The 19351-nt window shown below is 63.3% G+C and carries 21 protein-coding genes; 12 read left to right on the top strand and 9 right to left on the bottom strand.

The annotated features are described in order from the left end of the window. Nucleotides 1-27: 27 nt before the first annotated feature. The 6 genes from tusD to HSX14_RS13305 all read left to right on the top strand — a co-directional run bounded on the left by tusD (nucleotide 28) and on the right by HSX14_RS13305 (nucleotide 3483). Nucleotides 28-420: a sulfurtransferase complex subunit TusD gene (gene tusD, locus HSX14_RS13330; RefSeq protein ID WP_173174243.1), complete on the top strand. Its 393-nt coding sequence runs from the start codon at nucleotides 28-30 to the stop codon at nucleotides 418-420. Beyond that, entirely contained in the window at nucleotides 421-780 is a 360-nt protein-coding gene (gene tusC / locus HSX14_RS13325; protein ID WP_173174245.1) for a sulfurtransferase complex subunit TusC, read from the top strand. Further along, nucleotides 780-1082: a sulfurtransferase complex subunit TusB gene (gene tusB / locus HSX14_RS13320; protein WP_173174247.1), complete on the top strand. Its 303-nt coding sequence runs from the start codon at nucleotides 780-782 to the stop codon at nucleotides 1080-1082. Before tusC ends, tusB begins: the two co-directional genes overlap by 1 nt. After that, nucleotides 1079-1414 (top strand): TusE/DsrC/DsvC family sulfur relay protein, encoded by a 336-nt coding sequence (locus HSX14_RS13315; protein WP_173174249.1) that lies wholly within the window; start codon nucleotides 1079-1081, stop codon nucleotides 1412-1414. Before tusB ends, HSX14_RS13315 begins: the two co-directional genes overlap by 4 nt. Continuing rightward, nucleotides 1411-2394: a glycosyl transferase family protein gene (locus HSX14_RS13310; protein ID WP_173174251.1), complete on the top strand. Its 984-nt coding sequence runs from the start codon at nucleotides 1411-1413 to the stop codon at nucleotides 2392-2394. Before HSX14_RS13315 ends, HSX14_RS13310 begins: the two co-directional genes overlap by 4 nt. An 87-nt stretch (nucleotides 2395-2481) precedes the next feature. Continuing rightward, the gene (locus HSX14_RS13305) at nucleotides 2482-3483 is read left to right on the top strand and encodes a glutathione S-transferase family protein (RefSeq protein ID WP_173174253.1); all 1002 of its coding nucleotides are present in this window, start codon (nucleotides 2482-2484) and stop codon (nucleotides 3481-3483) included. Here the strand turns inward: HSX14_RS13305 and cysG are convergent. The 6 genes from cysG to ftsK all read right to left on the bottom strand — a co-directional run bounded on the left by cysG (nucleotide 3471) and on the right by ftsK (nucleotide 11055). Further along, nucleotides 3471-4865 carry a siroheme synthase CysG gene (gene cysG, locus HSX14_RS13300; RefSeq protein ID WP_173174255.1) on the bottom strand — a complete coding sequence of 465 codons (1395 nt, stop codon included), beginning with the start codon at nucleotides 4863-4865 and terminating at the stop codon, nucleotides 3471-3473. The genes HSX14_RS13305 and cysG overlap by 13 nt on opposite strands. A gap of 116 nt (nucleotides 4866-4981) precedes the next feature. Then, nucleotides 4982-6262, bottom strand: a complete 1281-nt coding sequence (gene serS, locus HSX14_RS13295; protein ID WP_173174257.1) for a serine--tRNA ligase — start codon at nucleotides 6260-6262, stop codon at nucleotides 4982-4984. Nucleotides 6263-6278: 16 nt separating this feature from the next. Continuing rightward, nucleotides 6279-6653, bottom strand: coding sequence for a fluoride efflux transporter CrcB (gene crcB, locus HSX14_RS13290; protein ID WP_111262154.1), 375 nt, complete (start codon nucleotides 6651-6653; stop codon nucleotides 6279-6281). Next, the gene (locus tag HSX14_RS13285; protein ID WP_173174259.1) at nucleotides 6650-7972 is read right to left on the bottom strand and encodes a replication-associated recombination protein A; all 1323 of its coding nucleotides are present in this window, start codon (nucleotides 7970-7972) and stop codon (nucleotides 6650-6652) included. Before HSX14_RS13285 ends, crcB begins: the two co-directional genes overlap by 4 nt. 18 nt (nucleotides 7973-7990) lie before the next feature. Beyond that, complete coding sequence (lolA, locus tag HSX14_RS13280) at nucleotides 7991-8617, bottom strand: outer membrane lipoprotein periplasmic chaperone LolA (protein ID WP_173174261.1); 627 nt, start codon at nucleotides 8615-8617, stop codon at nucleotides 7991-7993. 29 nt (nucleotides 8618-8646) lie between these two features. Beyond that, nucleotides 8647-11055 carry a DNA translocase FtsK gene (gene ftsK, locus HSX14_RS13275; protein WP_173174263.1) on the bottom strand — a complete coding sequence of 803 codons (2409 nt, stop codon included), beginning with the start codon at nucleotides 11053-11055 and terminating at the stop codon, nucleotides 8647-8649. Between the two features lie 221 nt (nucleotides 11056-11276). Here ftsK and trxB point away from each other — a divergent pair, with 221 nt between their 5' ends. From trxB to infA, 4 genes are all read left to right on the top strand, one after another. After that, nucleotides 11277-12227, top strand: coding sequence for a thioredoxin-disulfide reductase (trxB, locus tag HSX14_RS13270; RefSeq protein ID WP_173174265.1), 951 nt, complete (start codon nucleotides 11277-11279; stop codon nucleotides 12225-12227). Between the two features lie 40 nt (nucleotides 12228-12267). Then, a complete protein-coding gene (gene aat / locus HSX14_RS13265; RefSeq protein WP_173174267.1) occupies nucleotides 12268-12951 on the top strand; it encodes a leucyl/phenylalanyl-tRNA--protein transferase in 684 nt (227 codons plus the stop codon). Between the two features lie 53 nt (nucleotides 12952-13004). Then, entirely contained in the window at nucleotides 13005-13712 is a 708-nt protein-coding gene (locus tag HSX14_RS13260) for an arginyltransferase (protein WP_173174269.1), read from the top strand. Between the two features lie 99 nt (nucleotides 13713-13811). Beyond that, complete coding sequence (infA, locus tag HSX14_RS13255; RefSeq protein WP_016492441.1) at nucleotides 13812-14030, top strand: translation initiation factor IF-1; 219 nt, start codon at nucleotides 13812-13814, stop codon at nucleotides 14028-14030. Nucleotides 14031-14090: 60 nt separating this feature from the next. Here infA and clpA read toward each other — a convergent pair whose 3' ends face one another. Further along, complete coding sequence (clpA, locus tag HSX14_RS13250; protein ID WP_173174271.1) at nucleotides 14091-16361, bottom strand: ATP-dependent Clp protease ATP-binding subunit ClpA; 2271 nt, start codon at nucleotides 16359-16361, stop codon at nucleotides 14091-14093. 29 nt (nucleotides 16362-16390) lie between these two features. Next, on the bottom strand, nucleotides 16391-16753 hold the full coding sequence (gene clpS / locus HSX14_RS13245; RefSeq protein WP_173174273.1) for an ATP-dependent Clp protease adapter ClpS: 363 nt from the start codon (nucleotides 16751-16753) through the stop codon (nucleotides 16391-16393). A 229-nt stretch (nucleotides 16754-16982) separates the two neighbouring features. Between clpS and cspD the strand changes: the two genes are divergently transcribed. Then, nucleotides 16983-17249, top strand: a complete 267-nt coding sequence (gene cspD, locus HSX14_RS13240; protein ID WP_111262174.1) for a cold shock domain-containing protein CspD — start codon at nucleotides 16983-16985, stop codon at nucleotides 17247-17249. A gap of 65 nt (nucleotides 17250-17314) precedes the next feature. On the opposite strand, the gene icd is transcribed toward cspD, so the two are convergent. Then, the gene (gene icd, locus HSX14_RS13235) at nucleotides 17315-18571 is read right to left on the bottom strand and encodes an NADP-dependent isocitrate dehydrogenase (RefSeq protein ID WP_111262145.1); all 1257 of its coding nucleotides are present in this window, start codon (nucleotides 18569-18571) and stop codon (nucleotides 17315-17317) included. Between the two features lie 321 nt (nucleotides 18572-18892). On the opposite strand from icd, the gene HSX14_RS13230 reads away from it, so the two are divergent. After that, complete coding sequence (locus tag HSX14_RS13230) at nucleotides 18893-19339, top strand: NUDIX hydrolase (RefSeq protein WP_173174275.1); 447 nt, start codon at nucleotides 18893-18895, stop codon at nucleotides 19337-19339. Nucleotides 19340-19351: the final 12 nt, after the last annotated feature.

The following is a 19351-nucleotide window of genomic DNA, read 5'->3' as shown; positions in this document are numbered from 1 at the left end:
CTCAGCTCTTCCGCTCGAAGCCCTGTCATGAAATTCGCCATAGCCCTCTTCGCTCCTGCCCATGCGCCCTCCTCCCGCCGCGCCCTGCGCTTTGCCGAAGCGGTGCTGGACGGCGGCCACGAAATCACGCGCCTGTTCTTCTACCAGGACGGCGTTCACAGTGCCTCAGCCAATGTGGTGACTCCACAGGACGAGCCGGACATCGCCCGCGACTGGTCCAGGTTCGTGGCCGATCATCAATTGGATGGCGTGGTCTGCATCGCCGCCGCCCTGCGCCGAGGCGTGATCAATCAGGAGGAGGCCGAGCGCTATGGTCGTGCAGCCGCCAACCTGGCACCGGGCTGGGCGCTATCCGGCCTGGGCCAGCTGCATGAAGCCGCGCAGATGGCCGATCGGCTGATCTGCTTCGGGGGGGATTGAATGGCCAAATCCATGTTGATCATCACCCGCCGCGCGCCCTGGGCCGGCCCGGGTGCGCGCGAAGCGCTGGACATCGCACTGGCCGGCGGCGCCTTCGATTTGCCACTGGCGATGCTGTTCCTCGACGACGGTGTCTTCCAACTCGCCAGCAGCCAGTCTCCGGGCAGGCTGGAGCAGAAGGACCTCACCGCCAACCTGCAGGCACTGCCGCTGTTCGGTGTGGAATCCCTTTACGCCAGCGCCCACAGCCTGAGCCAGCGCGGCCTGGCCACCGACAGCCTGAATCTTCCCGTCGAAGTTCTGGATGATGCCGCCTTGCGCGCCCTCATCGAGCGCCATGACCAAGTGATCACCCTCTGATGAGTACATTGCACCTGCTTTCCCATTCGCCGTTTGGCGACGACCGCTTCGACAGCTGCCTGCGCCTGCTGGGCAACGAGGACGCGATCCTGCTCAGCGGCGAAGCTGTCCAGGCCCTGCGCGCCTCGACCCACCCACGTCAATGCCTGGAGCAGCTCCCCGAAGGCATTGCCCTATTCGCGCTGGAAGAAGACGTGGTGGCGCGCGCAATCGGCAGCCCGCCCACCCGCATCAAGTTGCTGGACTACCCCGGCTTCGTGACGCTATGCGTGCAGTACGACAAGGTGAACAGCTGGCTATGAGCAGCCTCGATCTGAACGGACGGAGCATCCCGCTCGACAAGGATGGCTACCTGCAAGAGCTGGCCGATTGGTCCCGCCCCGTGGCGGAAGCCCTCGCCGCGCGCGAGGAGATCACCTTGCAGGCCGAGCACTGGGAAATCCTCGAACTGCTGCGGCGCTTCTATGACGAATTCCAGCTGTCGCCGGCCAATCGGCCACTGATCAAGTACGTCGCCCAGCAGCTCGGCCCGGAAAAGGGCAACAGCCTGCACCTCAACCACCTGTTCAAGGGCGCACCGGCCAAGCTTGCCGCCAAGCTCGCCGGCCTGCCCAAGCCGACCAATTGCCTATGACTCCCGCCGCCCCTGTTGAACACCCCTTCGCCCAGTTCGTCCGCATCCTCGGCAAGGGCAAGCGTGGCGCCCGCCACCTGACCCGCGAAGAGGCCCGCGAGGCCATGGGGATGCTGCTGGACGGCAAGACCGAAGACAGCCAGCTCGGCGCCTTCCTCATGCTGCTGCGGCACAAGGAAGAAAGCGCCGAGGAGCTGGCCGGCTTCACCGAAGCCTTCCGCGCGCGCAACCTTGCCCCGGCGATCCAGGTGGACATCGACTGGCCCAGCTACGCCGGCAAGAAGCGCCACCATCCCTGGTTCCTCCTGGCAGCCAAGGCCCTGGCCAATGGCGGGGTACGCATCCTGCTGCACGGCGGCGGCTTGCACACGGTCGGGCGCATCTACACCGAACAATGCCTGGAGCTGCTGGGCATCCCCGACTGCGCCGATTGGCAGCAGGTCAGCCAGGCGCTGGACCACCAGCGCCTCGCCTTCATCCCCCTGGGAGCCTGGGCACCGACGCTGCAGCGCATGATCGACCTGCGCAACATCCTCGGCCTGCGCTCTCCCATCCACTCGCTTGCTCGCATCCTCAACCCGCTCGGCGCCCGCTGCGGCCTGCAGAGCATCTTCCATCCCGGCTACCAGGCGGTGCACAGGGAAGCCAGCCAACTGCTGGGGGACCACGCCATCGTCATCAAGGGCGAAGGCGGCGAGATCGAAGTGAACCCGGATGCCGCCTGCCACCTCTTCGGCACCGAAGGCGGCGATGCCTGGGATGAAGAGTGGCCCGCCCTATCGCCGCTGCGCCATGTCAAACCAGAGCGCATCGAAGCAGCGCAGCTGCTGGGCGTATGGGACGGCAGCATCGACGACGCCTACGCCCGGCTCGCCATCCTCGGCACCATGGCACTCGCGCTGCGCGGTCTGGGCCATCCTCGCGAGGCCGCCTTCAGCGAAGCCGAGCGACTGTGGAAAGAGCGAAACGCTTCGAATTAATCGATCAAAAACACTTTGAATTTGCGCCATTCAATCGACTCAACACCTTTAGACTGAGCCCAATTTCCAATTCAGAGGGTCAGAGCCATGGGATTGCTGGTCGAAGGCAAATGGCAGGACAAGTGGTACGACACCGCCAAGGACGGTCGCTTCCAACGTGAAAGCGCACGCCGGCGCAACTGGATCACCGCTGACGGGTCACCCGGCCCGAGCGGCAAGGGCGGGTTCACAGCCGAACCGGGGCGCTATCACCTCTACGTATCACTGGCCTGCCCCTGGGCGCACCGCACGCTGATCTTCCGCAAGCTGAAGGGGCTGGAAAGCCTGATCGACGTCTCGGTGGTCAGTTGGCTGATGCTGGAGAACGGCTGGACCTTCGATCGCAGTCATGGCTCGAGTGGCGATGCCCTCGGCAACCTGGATTATCTCTACCAGCGCTACACCCGCGATGATGCCGGGTACACCGGCCGCGTGACCGTGCCGTTGCTGTGGGACACATTCGAGGAGCGAATCGTCAGTAACGAATCCTCCGAGATCATCCGCATGTTCAACTCGGCGTTCGACGGCCTCACCAACGATCGCCAGGACTTCTATCCGCCCGCCCTGCGGACGGAGATCGACGCCCTCAACGAGCGCATCTATCCGGCCATCAACAACGGCGTATACCGGGCGGGCTTCGCCACCACCCAGGAAGCCTACGAGGAAGCCTTCGGCGAACTGTTCCGCGAGCTGGACAGGCTCGAAGCGCTACTGGGCGAGCGTCGCTATCTGGCAGGAGCCCACCTGACCGAAGCCGACTGGAGACTGTTCACCACGCTGATCCGCTTCGACGCGGTCTATCACGGGCACTTCAAGTGCAACCTGAGGCGCCTGGCCGACTACCCCAACCTGTCTGGCTGGCTGCGTGAGCTCTATCAGTGGCCAGGCGTTGCCGAAACGGTGAACTTCGAGCACATCAAGGGGCATTACTACGCGAGCCACCGCACCATCAACCCGACCGGGATCATCCCCGCCGGCCCGCTGCAGGACTTCAACCAGCCCCACGGTCGCGACCACCTGCCCGGCAAAGGGGTGGCTCAGTCGACCTGAGCCCCTTCAAACCAGGCGAGCTTGTCACGCAGTTGCACCACCTCGCCCACGATCACCAGCGTGGGCGCATGCACCTCATTCCGGGCGACCAACTGCGGCAGGTCGCCAAGCGTGCCGGTGAAGACCCGCTGGTTGCTGGTGGTGCCCTGCTGCACCAGGGCGGCCGGGGTATTGGCCGAGCGCCCGTGTCGGATCAGCTCGCTGCAGATACTCGGCAAGCCGACCAGGCCCATGTAGAAGACCAGGGTCTGGCCTGGCGCGACCAGGTCGCTCCAGGGCAGGTCGCTGCTGCCGTCCTTCAGATGCCCGGTGACGAAACGCACCGATTGGGCGTGGTCACGATGAGTCAGCGGGATACCGGCATAGGCCGCGCAGCCCGAGGCAGCGGTAATGCCCGGCACCACCTGGAAGGGAATGCCGTTGGCCGCCAGCTCGCCGATCTCCTCGCCACCACGCCCGAAGATGAACGGATCCCCTCCCTTAAGGCGCAGCACGCGCTTGCCCTGGAGCGCCAGGTCGATCAACAGGCGATTGATCTCCTCCTGCGGCACGGCATGCTCCGAACGACGCTTGCCCACATAGATGCGTTCGGCGTCGCGCCGGCACATCTCGACGATCGGGCCCGCCACCAGGCGGTCGTAGAGCACCACGTCGGCCTGCTGCATCAGGCGCAGGGCGCGGAAGGTCAGAAGGTCGGGATCACCGGGGCCGGCGCCCACCAGGTAGACCTCGCCCAGCGCCCTCTGCGTACCGCCACCCGCCACACGTTCTTCGAGCATGCGCTCGGCCTCGGTGGGCTGCCCGGCAAGCATGCGCTCGGCGATCGGCCCCTGGAAAACGTCCTCCCAGAACACGCGTCGCTGCTGCACATCGGGGAACAAGGCCTTGACCCGGCTGCGGAAGCGCTTGGCGAGCCCCGCCAACTGGCCATAGGCGGAAGGAATCCAGGTTTCGATCTTGGCGCGGATCAGCCGGGCCAGCACTGGGGCATCCCCGGCACTGGACACGGCGACGATCAGCGGCGAACGGTCGACGATGGCGGGAAAGATCACACTGCACAGCGCCGGCGCATCGACCACGTTGACCGGCACGCCGCGCGCCTGGGCCTGCTGCGAGATCAATGCGTTGAGCGACTCGTCATCGGTCGCGGCGATGACCAGCACGCACTGATCGAGGTCCGCCTCCGCATAGCCACGGACATGGGCCAGCCCTGACGAAGCCTCCACCAGTTCGATCAACTGGCTGTCGATCTGCGGCGCTACCACCCGGAGAACCGCCCCGGCATCGGCCAGCAGGCGGGCCTTGCGCAGTGCGACTTCGCCACCGCCGACGACGAGCACCTGACGGCCCTTGAGGTTATGGAAGAGCGGGAGGAAATCCATGGGAGCGCCTTGCTGCAGTGGTTGCCGTGGAAAACGACGCCCGCATCCGGCAGGGACCGGAACGCGGGCGCTCGGGGAGGCTCGAATCACTCCCGCGCAGGCGGGAGTGGCGAGGATCAACCGATGATTTCGATACCGCCCATGTAGGGCTTGAGGACTTCCGGCACGCGAATGGAACCATCCGCCTGCTGGTAGTTCTCCAGCACGGCTACCAGGGTACGGCCGACGGCCAGGCCGGAGCCGTTGAGAGTGTGCACCAGCTCGGGCTTGCCGGTTTCCGGGTTGCGGTAGCGAGCCTGCATGCGGCGGGCCTGGAAGTCACCACAGTTGGAGCAGGAGGAAATCTCGCGGTACTTGTCCTGGCTCGGCACCCAGACCTCCAGGTCGTAGGTCTTGGTCGCGCCAAAACCCATGTCGCCGGTGCACAGGGCGAGAACGCGATACGGCAGCTCCAGCAGTTGCAGAACCTTCTCGGCATTGGCGGTCAGGCCTTCCAGTGCCTCGAAGGACTTGGACGGCTCGACGATCTGCACCATCTCGACCTTGTCGAACTGGTGCTGGCGGATCATGCCGCGCGTGTCGCGACCGGAAGCGCCCGCCTCGCTGCGGAAGCAGGGGGTGTGGGCGACGAACTTCAACGGCAGCTGCTTCGCGTCGAGGATTGCACCGGCGACGATGTTGGTCAGGGACACTTCGGCGGTAGGGATCAGGTAGAGATCCGCTTCGTCCTCGCGACCGATCTTGAACAGGTCTTCCTCGAACTTGGGCAACTGGCCGGTGCCTTGCAGCGCCGGGGCCTGGACCAGGTAAGGGGTGTAGGCCTCTTCATAGCCGTGCTCGGCGGTGTGCAGGTTGATCATGAACTGCGCCAGGGCGCGGTGCAGGCGGGCGATGGGGCCGCGCAACAGGGCGAAACGCGCGCCGGAGAGCTTGGCGGCGGTTTCGAAGTCCAGCCAGCCATGGGTTTCACCCAGGCTCACGTGGTCCTTGATTTCGAAATCGAAGCTGCGCGGGGTACCCCAGCGGCGGACCTCGACGTTGCCATCTTCATCCTCGCCCACCGGCACGGAGGCGTCCGGCAGGTTGGGGATGTTCAGCAGCAGGTTGTCCAGTTCGGCCTGGATGCCCTCCAGTTCGCGCTTGCCCTCTTCCAGCTCGGTTCCCATGCGGTCGACATCGGCCAGCAGCGGCGCGATGTCCTCGCCGCGCTGCTTGGCCTGGCCAATGGCCTTGGAGCGACTGTTGCGCTCGGCCTGCAGCTGCTCGGTGCGGGTTTGCACGGACTTGCGCTGGTTCTCCAGGGATTCGAGGCGCGCCACGTCCAGTTGGAAGCCGCGGGTGGCGAGGCGATCGGCCACTTCCTGGGTCTGGGTGCGTACCAGTTTGGAATCGAGCATGTGAGGTTCCCGTCTATCAGAATTTGGTCAGTGTCAGGCCGGCCCAGGTCGCGAGCAGGCCTCCCAGCACGCTCACCGCCACATAGCCGAAGGCCAGGGGCAGTTGGCCGCTTTCCAGCAAGCGCAGCGTGTCCAGGGAAAAGGATGAAAACGTCGTCAGGCCGCCCAGGAAACCGACCATGAGCCCGGCACGAATCTCCACAGGCACTTCAGGACGCTGGAGGAACAGGCCGTAGAGAAAGCCGATGAGCAGGCAGCCGACGATATTGACGGCAAGAGTACCGGCGTAGAAGTAACGAGGCCAGTGGGCAGCCACCCAGTTGCCCGTGGCGAAACGCAGCAGGGTGCCGACGATGCCACCCAGGGACACCGAGAGAATCAAGGGGCTCAAGGCCTTCTCCTTCTGGGGCTGCGCGCATCGAGCCCAGCCAGGTGATCGAGCTTGTCGCGGATCTTCAGCTCCAGCCCCCGAGGTACAGGCTGGTAGTACTGGCGGGGCTCGAGGTTCTCCGGGAAGTAGTCCTCGCCCGCTGCATAGGCATCCGGCTCGTCATGGGCGTAGCGATATTCGTCGCCGTAGCCGAGTTGCTTCATCAGCTTGGTCGGCGCATTGCGCAGGTGCAGCGGCACCTCGTGGGAACCGTTCTCGGCGACATCACGCATGGCCGCCTTGAAGGCGGTGTAGACAGCGTTGCTCTTCGGCGCGCAGGCCAGGTAGACGATGGCCTGGGCCACCGCCAATTCACCTTCCGGACTGCCGAGGCGCTCCTGCACATCCCAGGCGGCCAGGCACAGGCTCAAGGCACGAGGGTCGGCGTTGCCGATGTCTTCGCTGGCCATGCGCACCACGCGACGCGCGATGTAGAGCGGGTCGCAGCCACCGTCGATCATGCGCGCATACCAATAGAGCGCACCGTCGGGGCTGGAGCCACGCACCGACTTGTGCAGCGCGGAAATCTGGTCGTAGAAGGCCTCGCCACCCTTGTCGAAACGACGACGGCTGTCACCGAGCAGGTTTTGCAGCAGTTCGGGGGCGATCTCACTGTCGTCCTCGGCAAGGTCCGCCGCATTCTCCAGCAGGTTGAGCAGGCGCCGGCCATCGCCGTCGGCTGCCGCCACCAGGATCGCGAAGCTCTCATCAGGCAGGCGCAGCTTGCGCTTGCCGAGCCCCTTGTCTTCGTTCAATGCGCGGTCGACGAGACGGCGCAACGCCGCCTCGTCCAGGCTCTTGAGCACATAGACCCGGGCACGGGAAAGCAACGCGTTGTTCAGCTCGAACGAAGGATTCTCGGTGGTGGCACCGATGAAAATCAGCGTGCCGTCCTCGACATAGGGAAGGAAGGCATCCTGCTGGGACTTGTTGAAGCGATGCACCTCGTCGACGAAGAGGATGGTGCGGCGCCCGTACTGGGCGGCCTGCTGCCTGGCCATCTCCACCGACTGGCGGATTTCCTTGACGCCGGAGAGCACCGCGGAAATCGTCTCGAAATGGGCATCGCTGACCTGGGCCAGAAGCTTGGCCAGGGTGGTCTTGCCCACCCCGGGCGGCCCCCAGAAGATCATCGAGTGCAACGCCCCCTGCTCCAGCGCCTCACGCAGGGGCTTGCCCGGCGCCAGCAGGTGCTCCTGGCCAACGTACTCGTCCAGGCTGCTGGCACGCAGGCGCGCGGCCAGGGGCTGGGCGATCGGCTCGGAACGAAACAGGTCCATGGATGCGCGTGAAGCCTCTTATTCCTGAATGACGTCGGCGCCTTCCGGAACCTTGAAGTCGAACTGGGCGGCGTCGATGGCCTGGTTCATCTTCACGCCGAGGAAGAGGATGTTGGTGCGCTGGCCGACGCTGTCGATCAGTTGCATGTCGTTGATCACACCATTGCGGAAGGACAGGCGCAGGGTGTCGAACAAGGTGTCCTTGGCCTTCGGCTTGAGGATGAAGTCGACCACATCCCCCCCTTCCTTGTGGGTGATCTCGAAGTTCTCGCTGATCTTGGAGACATCGCCGGACAACAGCAGCGCAGGCGTGTGCGTGAGGCGCTGATCAAGGGTCTGGATGGTGACCTGCTCCAGGTCCGGGTCATACAGCCAGACTTTCTGCCCGTTGGAGACCAGCAGTTGCTCCATCGGCTCGTCGGTGTGCCAGCGGAACAGGCCCGGGCGCTTGAGGGCGAGCTCGCCGGAGGTTTCCTGAAGCTGGGTGCCGGAGCCGTCGAGGGTCAGCTGGGAGAAGCGACCGGTGATGGTCTGGGCCTTGTTGAGCATTTCGGTCAGGCGGGCGATGGCCACCTGGTCATCAGCCTGGGCCTGCATGGCACCAAGGCTCAGTGCGGCAACGAGCAGCATGCGGATCAGTCGCATGGGGGTCCTCATCAGAATTCCGTTCAGGGTTAGTCGCGAACCGGGCCCGGCGCGATCACGTCACGCGAGCCGTTGGTGTTCATGGGCGTGACCACACCGGCCATCTCCATCGCCTCGATCATCCGGGCGGCGCGGTTGTAGCCGATCTTCAGCTTGCGCTGTACCGCGGAAATGGACGCGCGGCGGCTCTCGGTGACGAAGCGCACGGCCTCGTCGTAGAGCGGGTCTTCCTCACTGCCTTCACCGCCCTCACCGCCATCGAAGCCGCCGCTGGAGCCACCACCACCCTCGTCGACACCCGCGAGGATGTCTTCGATGTAGTCGGGAGCGCCACGCAGCTTCCAGGCCTCGACCACGCGATGCACCTCGTCATCGGAGACGAAGGCACCGTGGACACGGATCGGCAGGCCGGTGCCCGGCGGCAGGTAGAGCATGTCGCCGTGGCCCAGCAACTGCTCGGCGCCGCCCTGGTCGAGGATGGTGCGCGAGTCGATCTTGCTGGAGACCTGGAAGGCCATGCGGGTCGGGATGTTGGCCTTGATCAGGCCGGTGATCACGTCCACCGAGGGGCGCTGGGTGGCGAGGATCAGGTGGATGCCCGCCGCACGTGCCTTTTGCGCGATACGGGCGATCAGCTCTTCCACCTTCTTGCCGACAATCATCATCATGTCGGCGAATTCGTCGACGATTACCACGATGGTCGGCAATTGCTTCAGCAGCGGCGCTTCGTCTTCCATGCTCTCGCGGCGATAGAGCGGGTCGGTCAGCGGCGTGCCCGCCTCCTCCGCGTCCTTGACCTTGCGGTTGAAGCCCGCCAGGTTGCGCACGCCCATGGCGGCCATCAGCTTGTAGCGCCGCTCCATCTCGGCGACGCTCCAGCGCAGCGCGTTGGCGGCTTCCTTCATGTCGGTCACGACCGGGCACAGCAGGTGCGGAATGCCCTCGTAGATCGACAGTTCGAGCATCTTCGGGTCGATCATGATCAGCCTCGCCTGCTCGGGCGTGGACTTGAACAGGATCGACAGGATCATGGCGTTGACGCCCACGGACTTACCGGAGCCGGTGGTACCGGCCACCAGCAGGTGCGGCATGCGGGCCAGGTCGGTGATCACCGGGCGCCCGCCAATGTCATGGCCGAGGGCCATGGTGACCGGCGACTTGGCCTCGTCGTACTCGGTCGAGGACAGCACTTCGGAGAAGCGCACGATCTGGCGGTCTTCGTTGGGTATCTCGATGCCCACGGTGGTCTTGCCGGGAATGACCTCCACCACGCGGACGCTGATCACGGCGAGGGACCGCGCCAGGTCCTTGGCCAGGTTGGAGATGCGGCTGACCTTGACGCCTGCGGCGGGCTGGATCTCGAAACGGGTGATCACGGGGCCCGGGTGCACGGATTCGACTATCACTTCGACGCCGAACTCCTTGAGCTTGATCTCCAGCAGGCGCGACATGGCCTCGAGGGATTCGGGGGAGTAGCTCTTCTGCTTCTTCTCGGCCACATCGAGAATGGAGATCGGCGGCAGGGTGCCCTCTACCGCGCTGTCGACGAACAGCGGGACCTGCTTCTCCTTCTGCACCCGCTTGCTGGGCTCGGCAGCCTTGGCCGGCGCAGGGGGCGTGATGACCGGTGCCGGGCGCTTGTCGCGCTCGATCATGTGCTTGGCCAGGGCGTCTTCGCGTTCGATCAGGCGCTCCTTGACCTTCGCCTGCTCGCGACTGTCACGAACCACGGGCGCGGCGACCTCGTTGACGCGGTCATCCACCTCGCGCAGCTTGGCCACGAGTTGCTTGCGCTCGGCACGCGCGCTCCACCAGCGGTTGATCAGGCTCTGGATCAGCTCGACCAGGTCGAGGGTTATCTTGCCGGTCAGGTCCATCACCTTGAACCACGACAGGTCGGTGAATACCGTCAGGCCGAAGAGGAACAGGGCGAAGAACATCAGTGTGCTGCCCTGCACGTTCAGGGCGTTGACCGCCAGGTGGCTGAGGCTTTCGCCCAGCGCACCGCCGGCGGATGCTGGCATGCCGACGCTGTCCTGGAAGTGGATATCGGCCAGCGCGGCGCCCGAAAGCACCAGGAAGACGAGGCCGATCAGGCGCCAGGAGAACAGCCAGCCACTCCAGTCGATGGCCTGGTGGCGATGACGGAACACCTGCAGCGTCTTGATCGCAAGCAGCAACGGGAAGATGTAGGCGAAGTAGCCCAGGGCCATGAAGAGGATGTCGGCGAACCAGGCGCCCAGGCGGCCTGCGGCGTTCTGTACCTGCTCAACATTGCTGGTGTGGGTCCAGCCCGGATCGGAAGAGTCGTAGGTGAGCAACGCCATCCACAGGTAGAGGCACAACGCGCCCAGCGCGATCAGCGCACCTTCCTTGAGGCGGTAATGCAATTGCTGGCGCCAGACGGGCGTCTGGGCAGTACTCGTGGAATTCTTCAAACGCCTTTTTTCCTGCGCCCTTGGCGCGTTCAAGAATCGGTTACTGGCGGAAATGCCGCCCATTGTACGGGTTTAACCGCCCGGCGCCACAGCGTCCGCCCTGGCCGCGGCGCGTTTTGCGGGTGATTCGTGCTTCGGTGTAGCATAGCCGCCAGCATCTTGCGCAGCGCTCAATTTGAGCATGCATTCTCTTTTGTGACAAAGACTTATGAGGCCTTTTTATGAGCGACGTCAAGCATTCACGCCTGATCATCCTGGGCTCCGGCCCAGCCGGTTACACCGCTGCCGTGTATGCCGCCCGCGCCAACCTCAAACCCGTTGTCATCACCGGCATCCAGCCGGGCGGCCAGCTCACCATCACCACCGAGGTCGACAACTGGCCGGGTGACGTCGAAGGCCTCACCGGCCCCGCCCTGATGGAGCGCATGCAGAAGCACGCCGAGCGCTTCGACACCGAGATTGTCTACGACCACATCCACACCGCCGAGTTGCAGCAGCGCCCCTTCATCCTCAAAGGCGACAGCGGCACCTATAGCTGCGATGCGCTGATCATCGCCACCGGCGCCTCCGCCCAGTACCTGGGCCTGCCGTCCGAAGAGGCCTTCGCCGGCAAGGGCGTATCGGCCTGCGCCACCTGCGACGGCTTCTTCTACCGCAACCAGGTGGTCTGCGTGATCGGCGGCGGCAACACCGCCGTCGAGGAGGCCCTCTACCTCTCCAATATCGCCAAGGAAGTCCACCTGATCCACCGCCGCGACAAGCTGCGCTCGGAGAAGATCCTCCAGGACAAGCTGTTCGAGAAAGCCAAGAACGGCAACGTGCGCCTGCACTGGAACCATACCCTGGAAGAGGTACTGGGCGACGCCACCGGCGTGACCGGCGTCCGACTGAAAGACACCACCAACGGCGAAACCAAGGAAATACCCCTGGCCGGTGTATTCATCGCCATCGGCCACAAGCCCAACACCGAACTGTTCCAGGGCCAGCTGGAAATGCGTGACGGCTACCTGGTGGTCCGCGGCGGCTCCGAAGGCAACGCCACCGCCAGCAGCATCGAGGGCGTCTTCGCCGCTGGCGACGTGGCCGACCACGTCTATCGCCAGGCCATCACCTCGGCAGGTGCCGGCTGCATGGCCGCGCTGGATGCCGAAAAATTCCTCGACGACAACTGAGGCGCAGGGGCGGCGCACCTCACGCCGCCCTCCCCTTCCCATGCTGACCTGGCTTAGCCGCGAAAACCTGACTTTCCCGCCCCTCGAGCGCGCCCTCCGCGAGCCCAATGGACTGCTGGCGGCCGGCGGCGACCTGTCCCCCGAGCGTTTGGTCCAGGCCTATCGCCACGGCTGCTTCCCCTGGTTCCAGGACGGCCAACCGATCCTCTGGTGGTCACCCGACCCGCGCACCGTTCTACCCCCGCAGGAAGTGCATGTTTCCCACAGCCTCGCCAAGCTGATCCGCCAGCAACGGTTCCGCGTCACCTTCGACCAGGATTTCGCCGCCGTCATCGAGGCCTGCGCCGGGCCACGCAGCTACACCGATGGCACCTGGATCACCACTCCGATGCAGGCCGCCTATCTGGAACTGCATCGCCGCGGCGTCGCCCATTCGGTCGAGGTCTGGCTGGGTGACGAACTGGTCGGCGGCCTGTACGGGCTCGCCATGGGCAAACTGTTCTTCGGCGAATCCATGTTCAGCCGCACCGACAACGCCTCCAAGGTCGGCTTCGTGACCCTCACCCGACACCTCAACGACTGGGGCTTCGTGCTCATCGACTGCCAGATGCCGACCCAGCACCTGCACAGCTTCGGCGCCCGCTCGATCACCCGCGAGAAGTTCTCACGCTACCTCCAGCTTTATCTCGACCAACCCAACAGCGCCAACTGGGTTGTCGCCTAGGCGAGTCGCCAAGCCTGGCTTACACTTGCGGAAGGCTTTTTCGAGATTCGACCATGACCGAGCTGGCTCGCCTGAAGTTCTATGCCACTCAACCGCATCCTTGCAGCTACCTGCCCGAGGAACAGGCCACCACACTGTTTCTCGATCCCAGCCAGCCGATGGATGTGGAGGTCTACGCCGAGCTCTCGGAAATGGGTTTCCGCCGCAGCGGCGACCACCTCTACCGCCCACATTGCCAGCGCTGCACCGCCTGCGTACCGGCCCGCATCCCCGCCGAAGCCTTTGCACCCAGCCGCCAGCAGCGGCGCATCCTCAAGCGCAACACCGACATCGAAGTCCGCGCCGTTCGCCCAGCGTTCAACGAGGAGTATTACGCCCTCTATGTGCGCTACATCGAGGAGCGCCATGCCGACGGCGACATGTACCCACCGAGCCGCGATCAGTTTTCCACCTTCCTGGTCCGCGACCTGCCGTTCTCGCGCTTCTACGAATTCCGCCTGGAGGGTCGCCTGGTCGCGATTGCCGTGACCGACGTCCTGCCCAACGGCCTCTCGGCCGTCTACACCTTCTACGACCCGTCGGAAGAGCGCCGCAGCCTGGGCCGCTTCGCCATCCTCTGGCAGATCGGCGAGACCTTGCGCCTGGGCCTCCAGGCGGTCTATCTCGGCTACTGGATCAAGAACTGCAGGAAGATGAACTACAAGACCCAGTACCGCCCCATCGAGCTCTTCGTCAATCAGCGCTGGGTCACCCTCACCTGAAACCCTTGGCTTACGATGCACTTTTCGGGCACAATGCACGCCGTTTTTGCCAGGCGCCGTTTGCACCCGGCCAATCATTGATACCGAGGGCTTTACTGCATGTCGAAAGAAGACAGCTTCGAAATGGAAGGCACTGTCATCGATACCCTGCCCAACACCATGTTCCGCGTGGAGTTGGAAAACGGGCACGTCGTCACCGCGCATATTTCCGGCAAGATGCGCAAGAACTACATCCGCATCCTTACCGGGGACAAGGTTCGCGTCGAGCTGACCCCCTATGACCTGAGCAAAGGCCGCATCACCTACCGCGCCCGCTAATCAGGCACACAACAAAAAGCCCGGCAATCGCCGGGCTTTTTGCGTTTCTTCATATCAGCATCAGGCCATTTCAGCAGTGGTCTCGAAGTCGAACTCGAGCTCATCGTCCTTCACGTCGATGTGAACCACGCCGCCGTGCTCGGCCAACTCGCCGAAGAGGATCTGCTCCGCCAACGGGCGCTTGATCTTGTCCTGGATCAGGCGCGCCATCGGTCGAGCCCCCATCTGCGCGTCATAGCCACGCTCACCCAGCCAACCGCGCGCCTCGTCACTGACGACCAGTTGAACGCGCTTGTCTTCCAACTGAGCCTGCAGCTCGGTCAGGAACTTGTCGACGACGTTCTTGATGGTTTCGTGAGTGAGGCGACCGAACTGGATGATGGTGTCCAGGCGATTACGGAACTCCGGTGTGAAGCTCTTCTTGATCACTTCCATCGCATCGGACGAGTGGTCCTGATGGGTGAAGCCTATGGAGGCGCGCGACGCGGTTTCGGCCCCCGCATTGGTGGTCATGATCACGATGACGTTACGGAAGTCCGCCTTGCGGCCGTTATTGTCGGTGAGCGTACCGTGGTCCATGACCTGCAGAAGGAGGTTGAAGACCTCGGGATGCGCCTTCTCGATCTCGTCGAGCAGGAGGACACAGTGCGGCATCTTGGTGATGGCTTCGGTGAGCAATCCACCCTGGTCGAAACCTACATACCCCGGAGGCGCACCGATGAGGCGCGAAACAGTGTGCCGCTCCATGTACTCGGACATGTCGAAGCGCACCAACTCGATCCCCATGGCCTTGGCCAACTGACGAGCGACCTCTGTCTTGCCCACACCAGTGGGGCCGGCGAAGAGGAAGGAGCCCACAGGCTTGTCCGGCGACTTGAGACCTGCCCGGGACAGCTTGATGGCAGTCGACAGGGAGTCGATGGCCGCATCCTGGCCGAATACCGTCAGCTTCAGGTCGCGCTCGAGGTTGCGCAGCAACTCCTTGTCGGAGCTGGTGACGTGCTTCGGAGGAATCCGCGCGATCTTGGCGACGATGTCCTCGACCTGCGCAACATCGATACGCGGAGCGCGCTTGTCTTCAGGCTGCAAGCGCTGATAGGCGCCCGCCTCGTCGATGACGTCGATGGCCTTGTCCGGCATATGACGGTCGTTGATATAGCGCGCCGCAAGCTCGGCAGCCGCACGCAACGCCTCATCGCTGTATTCGATGTGGTGATGCTGCTCGAAGCGCCCCTTCAGGCCACGAAGGATGCCGACGGTGTCCTCCACGGAGGGCTCGGTAACATCGACCTTCTGGAAGCGCCGCGCCAGTGCGCGGTCCTTCTCGAAGATGCCACGGAACTCCTGGAAGGTCGTGGAACCGATGCAGCGGATCTCACCGGAAGAGAGCAGCGGCTTCAGCAGGTTGGACGCATCCATTACCCCGCCCGAGGCAGCGCCTGCTCCGATGATGGTGTGGATCTCGTCGATGAAGAGGATGGCGTGCGGACGCTTGCGCAGTTCGTTCAGCAGCGCCTTGAAGCGCTTCTCGAAGTCACCACGGTATTTGGTACCGGCAAGCAAAGCCCCCAGGTCCAGCGAATAGACGACGCTGTCGGCCAGGAGGTCGGGGACCTGATTGTCGACGATGCGCTTGGCCAGGCCTTCGGCGATGGCCGTCTTGCCGACACCCGCCTCCCCCACCAGCAACGGGTTGTTCTTGCGGCGACGGGCAAGGATCTGCGCCACGCGCTCGACCTCGGCCTCGCGCCCGACCAGCGGATCGATGCGCCCCTGGCGCGCCAGCTCGTTCAGATTGCTCGCATAGGCATCCAGAGGATGCCCAGCGGAAGAGGATTCCCCACCTTCGTCATCCTGCATTTCCTGCTCGCTATCATGCTGCTCGCCATGGCCGGGCACCTTGGAGATGCCGTGGGCGATGTAGTTGACAACATCGATACGGGCGACGCTCTGCTGCTTGAGCAGGAATACCGCCTGGCTTTCCTGCTCACTGAAGATGGCCACCAGCACGTTGGCACCGGTGACTTCGCGCTTGCCCGAGCTCTGCACGTGGAACACGGCGCGCTGCAATACGCGCTGGAAACCGAGCGTGGGCTGGGTTTCGCGGTCCTCGTCATGCTGGGGAATCAGCGGCGTAGTGGAGTCAATGAATTCCTGCAGGTCATGCCGCAGCTTGTCCAGGTTCGCACCACAGGCTTTCAGCACTGCAGAAGCGGCATCGTTATCAAGAAGGGCAAGCAACAGATGCTCGACCGTCATGAACTCATGACGCTTGGCGCGGGCCTCCTTGAAGGCAAGATTGAGGGTGACTTCGAGCTCACGGTTTAACATAGCTTCACCTCATACCCAAGCGGTCGGCGTTAACCGTCCTTCTCGATCTCACAGAGTAGCGGATGCTGACTCTCTCTCGCGTATTGATTCACCTGCATAGCCTTGGTTTCAGCAATATCGCGTGTAAACACCCCACAGACCGCCCGCCCCTCGGTGTGAACGGTCAGCATGACCTTGGTCGCCGTCTCGCGGTTGTGGTTGAAGAACACCTCAAGCACCTCGACGACGAAATCCATCGGCGTGTAGTCATCGTTAAACATGACCACCTTATACATAGGTGGCGCCTGAAGGATCGGCTTGGCTTCCTGGACGACCAGACCTGTGTCGTCGCCCCCATGATGCTCAGGGCGATCCTGATTGAATGTTAGTCGAATCTGGCTGCTTGCATGCATGCTGGAATAAAGCTTCTTGATAGGCGAAAGGGAGACGCCGTTTGGACTTTGACCCGCTTCTCAGCTGGTCGCTGCATCGCCTTGACTAAAGGCAAAACGGTGTTACAAACAATGGATACCCACCTACGGGTATCAGGGGTTCCGCACCCTCGTCCATTCGGTCGAAACAGGCGCGGGGTCGAAGTGGATGATACTCCAGTGATGGAGTCCTTTGCAGAGGGATATCAGCATGGTTAGCGGTAAGGTCAAGTGGTTCAACAACGCCAAGGGCTATGGATTTATCCTCGCTGACGGCCGAGATGAGGACCTGTTCGCCCATTATTCGGCCATCCAGATGGATGGTTACAAAACCTTGAAAGCTGGCCAACCGGTAAGCTTCGATATCATCCAGGGCCCCAAAGGCCTGCACGCCGTGAACATCAGTACGGTCACGGCAAACTCCGAAGCACCTGCCGCCACTGCCAGCCTCCCCCAGGGCAGCACGGTCGAAGCTTGAGCCCATTCCTTAGGGCATAAAAAAGGCCGGTCATGATGACCGGCCTTTTCGTTACGCCATCAGTCTCACATGTGAGCGATGGTGGCGTCGCCGAAGCCAGAGCAGGAAACCAGCTTGGCACCGTCCATCAGGCGCTCGAAGTCGTAAGTCACGGTCTTCGCAGCGATGGCACCGTTGGTGCCCTTGATGATCAGGTCGGCAGCCTCGGTCCAGCCCATGTGGCGCAGCATCATCTCGGCGGAGAGGATGACCGAACCCGGGTTGACCTTGTCCTGGCCAGCGTACTTGGGCGCAGTGCCGTGGGTCGCTTCGAACATGGCGATGGTGTCGGACAGGTTGGCACCCGGAGCGATACCGATCCCACCCACCTCGGCCGCCAGGGCGTCGGACAGGTAGTCACCGTTCAGGTTCAGGGTGGCGATCACGTCGTACTCGGCCGGACGCAGCAGGATCTGCTGCAGCATGGCGTCGGCGATGGCGTCTTTCACCACGATGTTCTTGCCGGTGTTCGGGTTCTTGAACTGCATCCACGGGCCGCCATCCAGCAGCTCGGCGCCGAACTCTTCACGCGCGACTTCGTAGCCCCACTCTTTGAAGGCACCTTCGGTGAACTTCATGATGTTGCCTTTGTGGACGATGGTCACGGAGCTGCGATCGTTGTCCACGGCGTACTGCAGGGCCTTGCGCACGAGACGCTTGGTGCCTTCCAGGGAAACCGGCTTGATGCCGATACCGCAGTTTTCGGTGAAGCGAATCTTCTTGACGCCCATTTCCTCGGTGAGGAACTTGATGACCTTCTCGGCCTCGGGGGAACCCGCTTTCCACTCGACGCCTGCGTAGATGTCTTCCGAGTTCTCGCGGAAGATCACCATGTCCACGTCACCGGGCTTCTTGACCGGGCTGGGCACGCCTTCGAACCAGCGAACGGGACGCTGGCAAACATACAGGTCCAGCTCCTGGCGCAGGGCCACGTTCAGGGAGCGGATGCCACCACCGACCGGAGTGGTCAGCGGGCCTTTGATGGAAACGACGTAGTCACGTACCGCTTCCAGGGTTTCTTTCGGCAGCCAGGTGTCCTGGTCGTAGACCTGGGTGGCCTTCTCGCCAGCGTAGACTTCCATCCAGGAGATCTTGCGAGTGCCGTTGTAGGCCTTGGCAACGGCGGCATCCACCACCTTGATCATGACTGGGCTGATGTCGACGCCGATGCCATCGCCTTCGATGAAGGGGATGATCGGGTTGTTCGGGACGTTCAGGGACATATCGGCATTGACGGTGATTTTGTCACCGGTAGCAGGCACCTGGATCTTTTGGTATCCCATGCTGGACTCCGTAGTTCTCGTGGTCTGACAACCATCACGCGGTCGGCGCGACGGATGGATCTTGGGTCTCGGAAAGGCGGCACATTCTTGTAGTTTTTCTACAGAAAGTCACGCACTTTTCCTTGTTTATGCAGATCGGGCTGGCAGTTAAACCCGCATGAAACCTGTGCTTTAGCCGTGCATGTAGTCAAACTACAACATCGCTACACATGGCCACCTGAGCAAGCGCTATTCATCCTAGCAGCTTGCTTCCGGATTGCCGCTCCTCTCGCCTCCCCCTCTGCGGATGACTAAGATTGGTCGCCCACCGAGGAGGATCCCATGCGCTTCACCCCCCATGTCACAGTCGCCACCCTGGTAGAAGACCAGGGCCGTTTTCTGATGGTCGAGGAGATATCGGATGGCCGGGCGGTATTAAACCAGCCTGCCGGCCACTTGGAAGCCGACGAAAGTCTCATCCAGGCCGCCCTGCGCGAAACCCTCGAGGAAACCGGCTGGGACGTCGAGTTGACCGCCGTCACCGGCATCTACCTCTATACCGCGCCGAGCAACGGCGTGACCTACCAGCGCGTCTGCTTCGCCGCACGCCCGCTGCGCCAACGCCCCGAGCGCGAGCTCGACACCGGCATCATCGGCCCGCGCTGGCTGACCCGAGACGAGCTCCTGGCCCACCGCGAACAATGGCGCAGCCCACTGATCATCCGCTGCATCGACGACTACCTGGCCGGAGAACGCTTCCCCCTGAGCCTGATCCGCGACCCGGCGTGATCGCCCGAGCCG

Source organism: Pseudomonas tohonis, assembly GCF_012767755.2.
Classification (GTDB): Bacteria; Pseudomonadota; Gammaproteobacteria; order Pseudomonadales; family Pseudomonadaceae; genus Metapseudomonas; species Metapseudomonas tohonis.
This window is presented reverse-complemented; position numbering and strand designations above follow the sequence as displayed.

Coding starts and splice junctions, on each gene's coding strand:
- serS (WP_173174257.1), bottom strand. CDS start 6,262: ATGCTCGATTCCAAACTGGTACGCACCCAGACCCAGGAAGTGGCCGAT.
- trxB (WP_173174265.1), top strand. CDS start 11,277: ATGAGCGACGTCAAGCATTCACGCCTGATCATCCTGGGCTCCGGCCCA.
- clpS (WP_173174273.1), bottom strand. CDS start 16,753: ATGCATGCAAGCAGCCAGATTCGACTAACATTCAATCAGGATCGCCCT.
- HSX14_RS13230 (WP_173174275.1), top strand. CDS start 18,893: ATGCGCTTCACCCCCCATGTCACAGTCGCCACCCTGGTAGAAGACCAG.
- HSX14_RS13315 (WP_173174249.1), top strand. CDS start 1,079: ATGAGCAGCCTCGATCTGAACGGACGGAGCATCCCGCTCGACAAGGAT.
- infA (WP_016492441.1), top strand. CDS start 13,812: ATGTCGAAAGAAGACAGCTTCGAAATGGAAGGCACTGTCATCGATACC.
- lolA (WP_173174261.1), bottom strand. CDS start 8,617: ATGCGACTGATCCGCATGCTGCTCGTTGCCGCACTGAGCCTTGGTGCC.
- HSX14_RS13310 (WP_173174251.1), top strand. CDS start 1,411: ATGACTCCCGCCGCCCCTGTTGAACACCCCTTCGCCCAGTTCGTCCGC.
- tusB (WP_173174247.1), top strand. CDS start 780: ATGAGTACATTGCACCTGCTTTCCCATTCGCCGTTTGGCGACGACCGC.
- aat (WP_173174267.1), top strand. CDS start 12,268: ATGCTGACCTGGCTTAGCCGCGAAAACCTGACTTTCCCGCCCCTCGAG.
- cysG (WP_173174255.1), bottom strand. CDS start 4,865: ATGGATTTCCTCCCGCTCTTCCATAACCTCAAGGGCCGTCAGGTGCTC.
- tusC (WP_173174245.1), top strand. CDS start 421: ATGGCCAAATCCATGTTGATCATCACCCGCCGCGCGCCCTGGGCCGGC.
- HSX14_RS13305 (WP_173174253.1), top strand. CDS start 2,482: ATGGGATTGCTGGTCGAAGGCAAATGGCAGGACAAGTGGTACGACACC.
- HSX14_RS13285 (WP_173174259.1), bottom strand. CDS start 7,972: ATGGACCTGTTTCGTTCCGAGCCGATCGCCCAGCCCCTGGCCGCGCGC.
- tusD (WP_173174243.1), top strand. CDS start 28: ATGAAATTCGCCATAGCCCTCTTCGCTCCTGCCCATGCGCCCTCCTCC.
- clpA (WP_173174271.1), bottom strand. CDS start 16,361: ATGTTAAACCGTGAGCTCGAAGTCACCCTCAATCTTGCCTTCAAGGAG.
- cspD (WP_111262174.1), top strand. CDS start 16,983: ATGGTTAGCGGTAAGGTCAAGTGGTTCAACAACGCCAAGGGCTATGGA.
- icd (WP_111262145.1), bottom strand. CDS start 18,571: ATGGGATACCAAAAGATCCAGGTGCCTGCTACCGGTGACAAAATCACC.
- HSX14_RS13260 (WP_173174269.1), top strand. CDS start 13,005: ATGACCGAGCTGGCTCGCCTGAAGTTCTATGCCACTCAACCGCATCCT.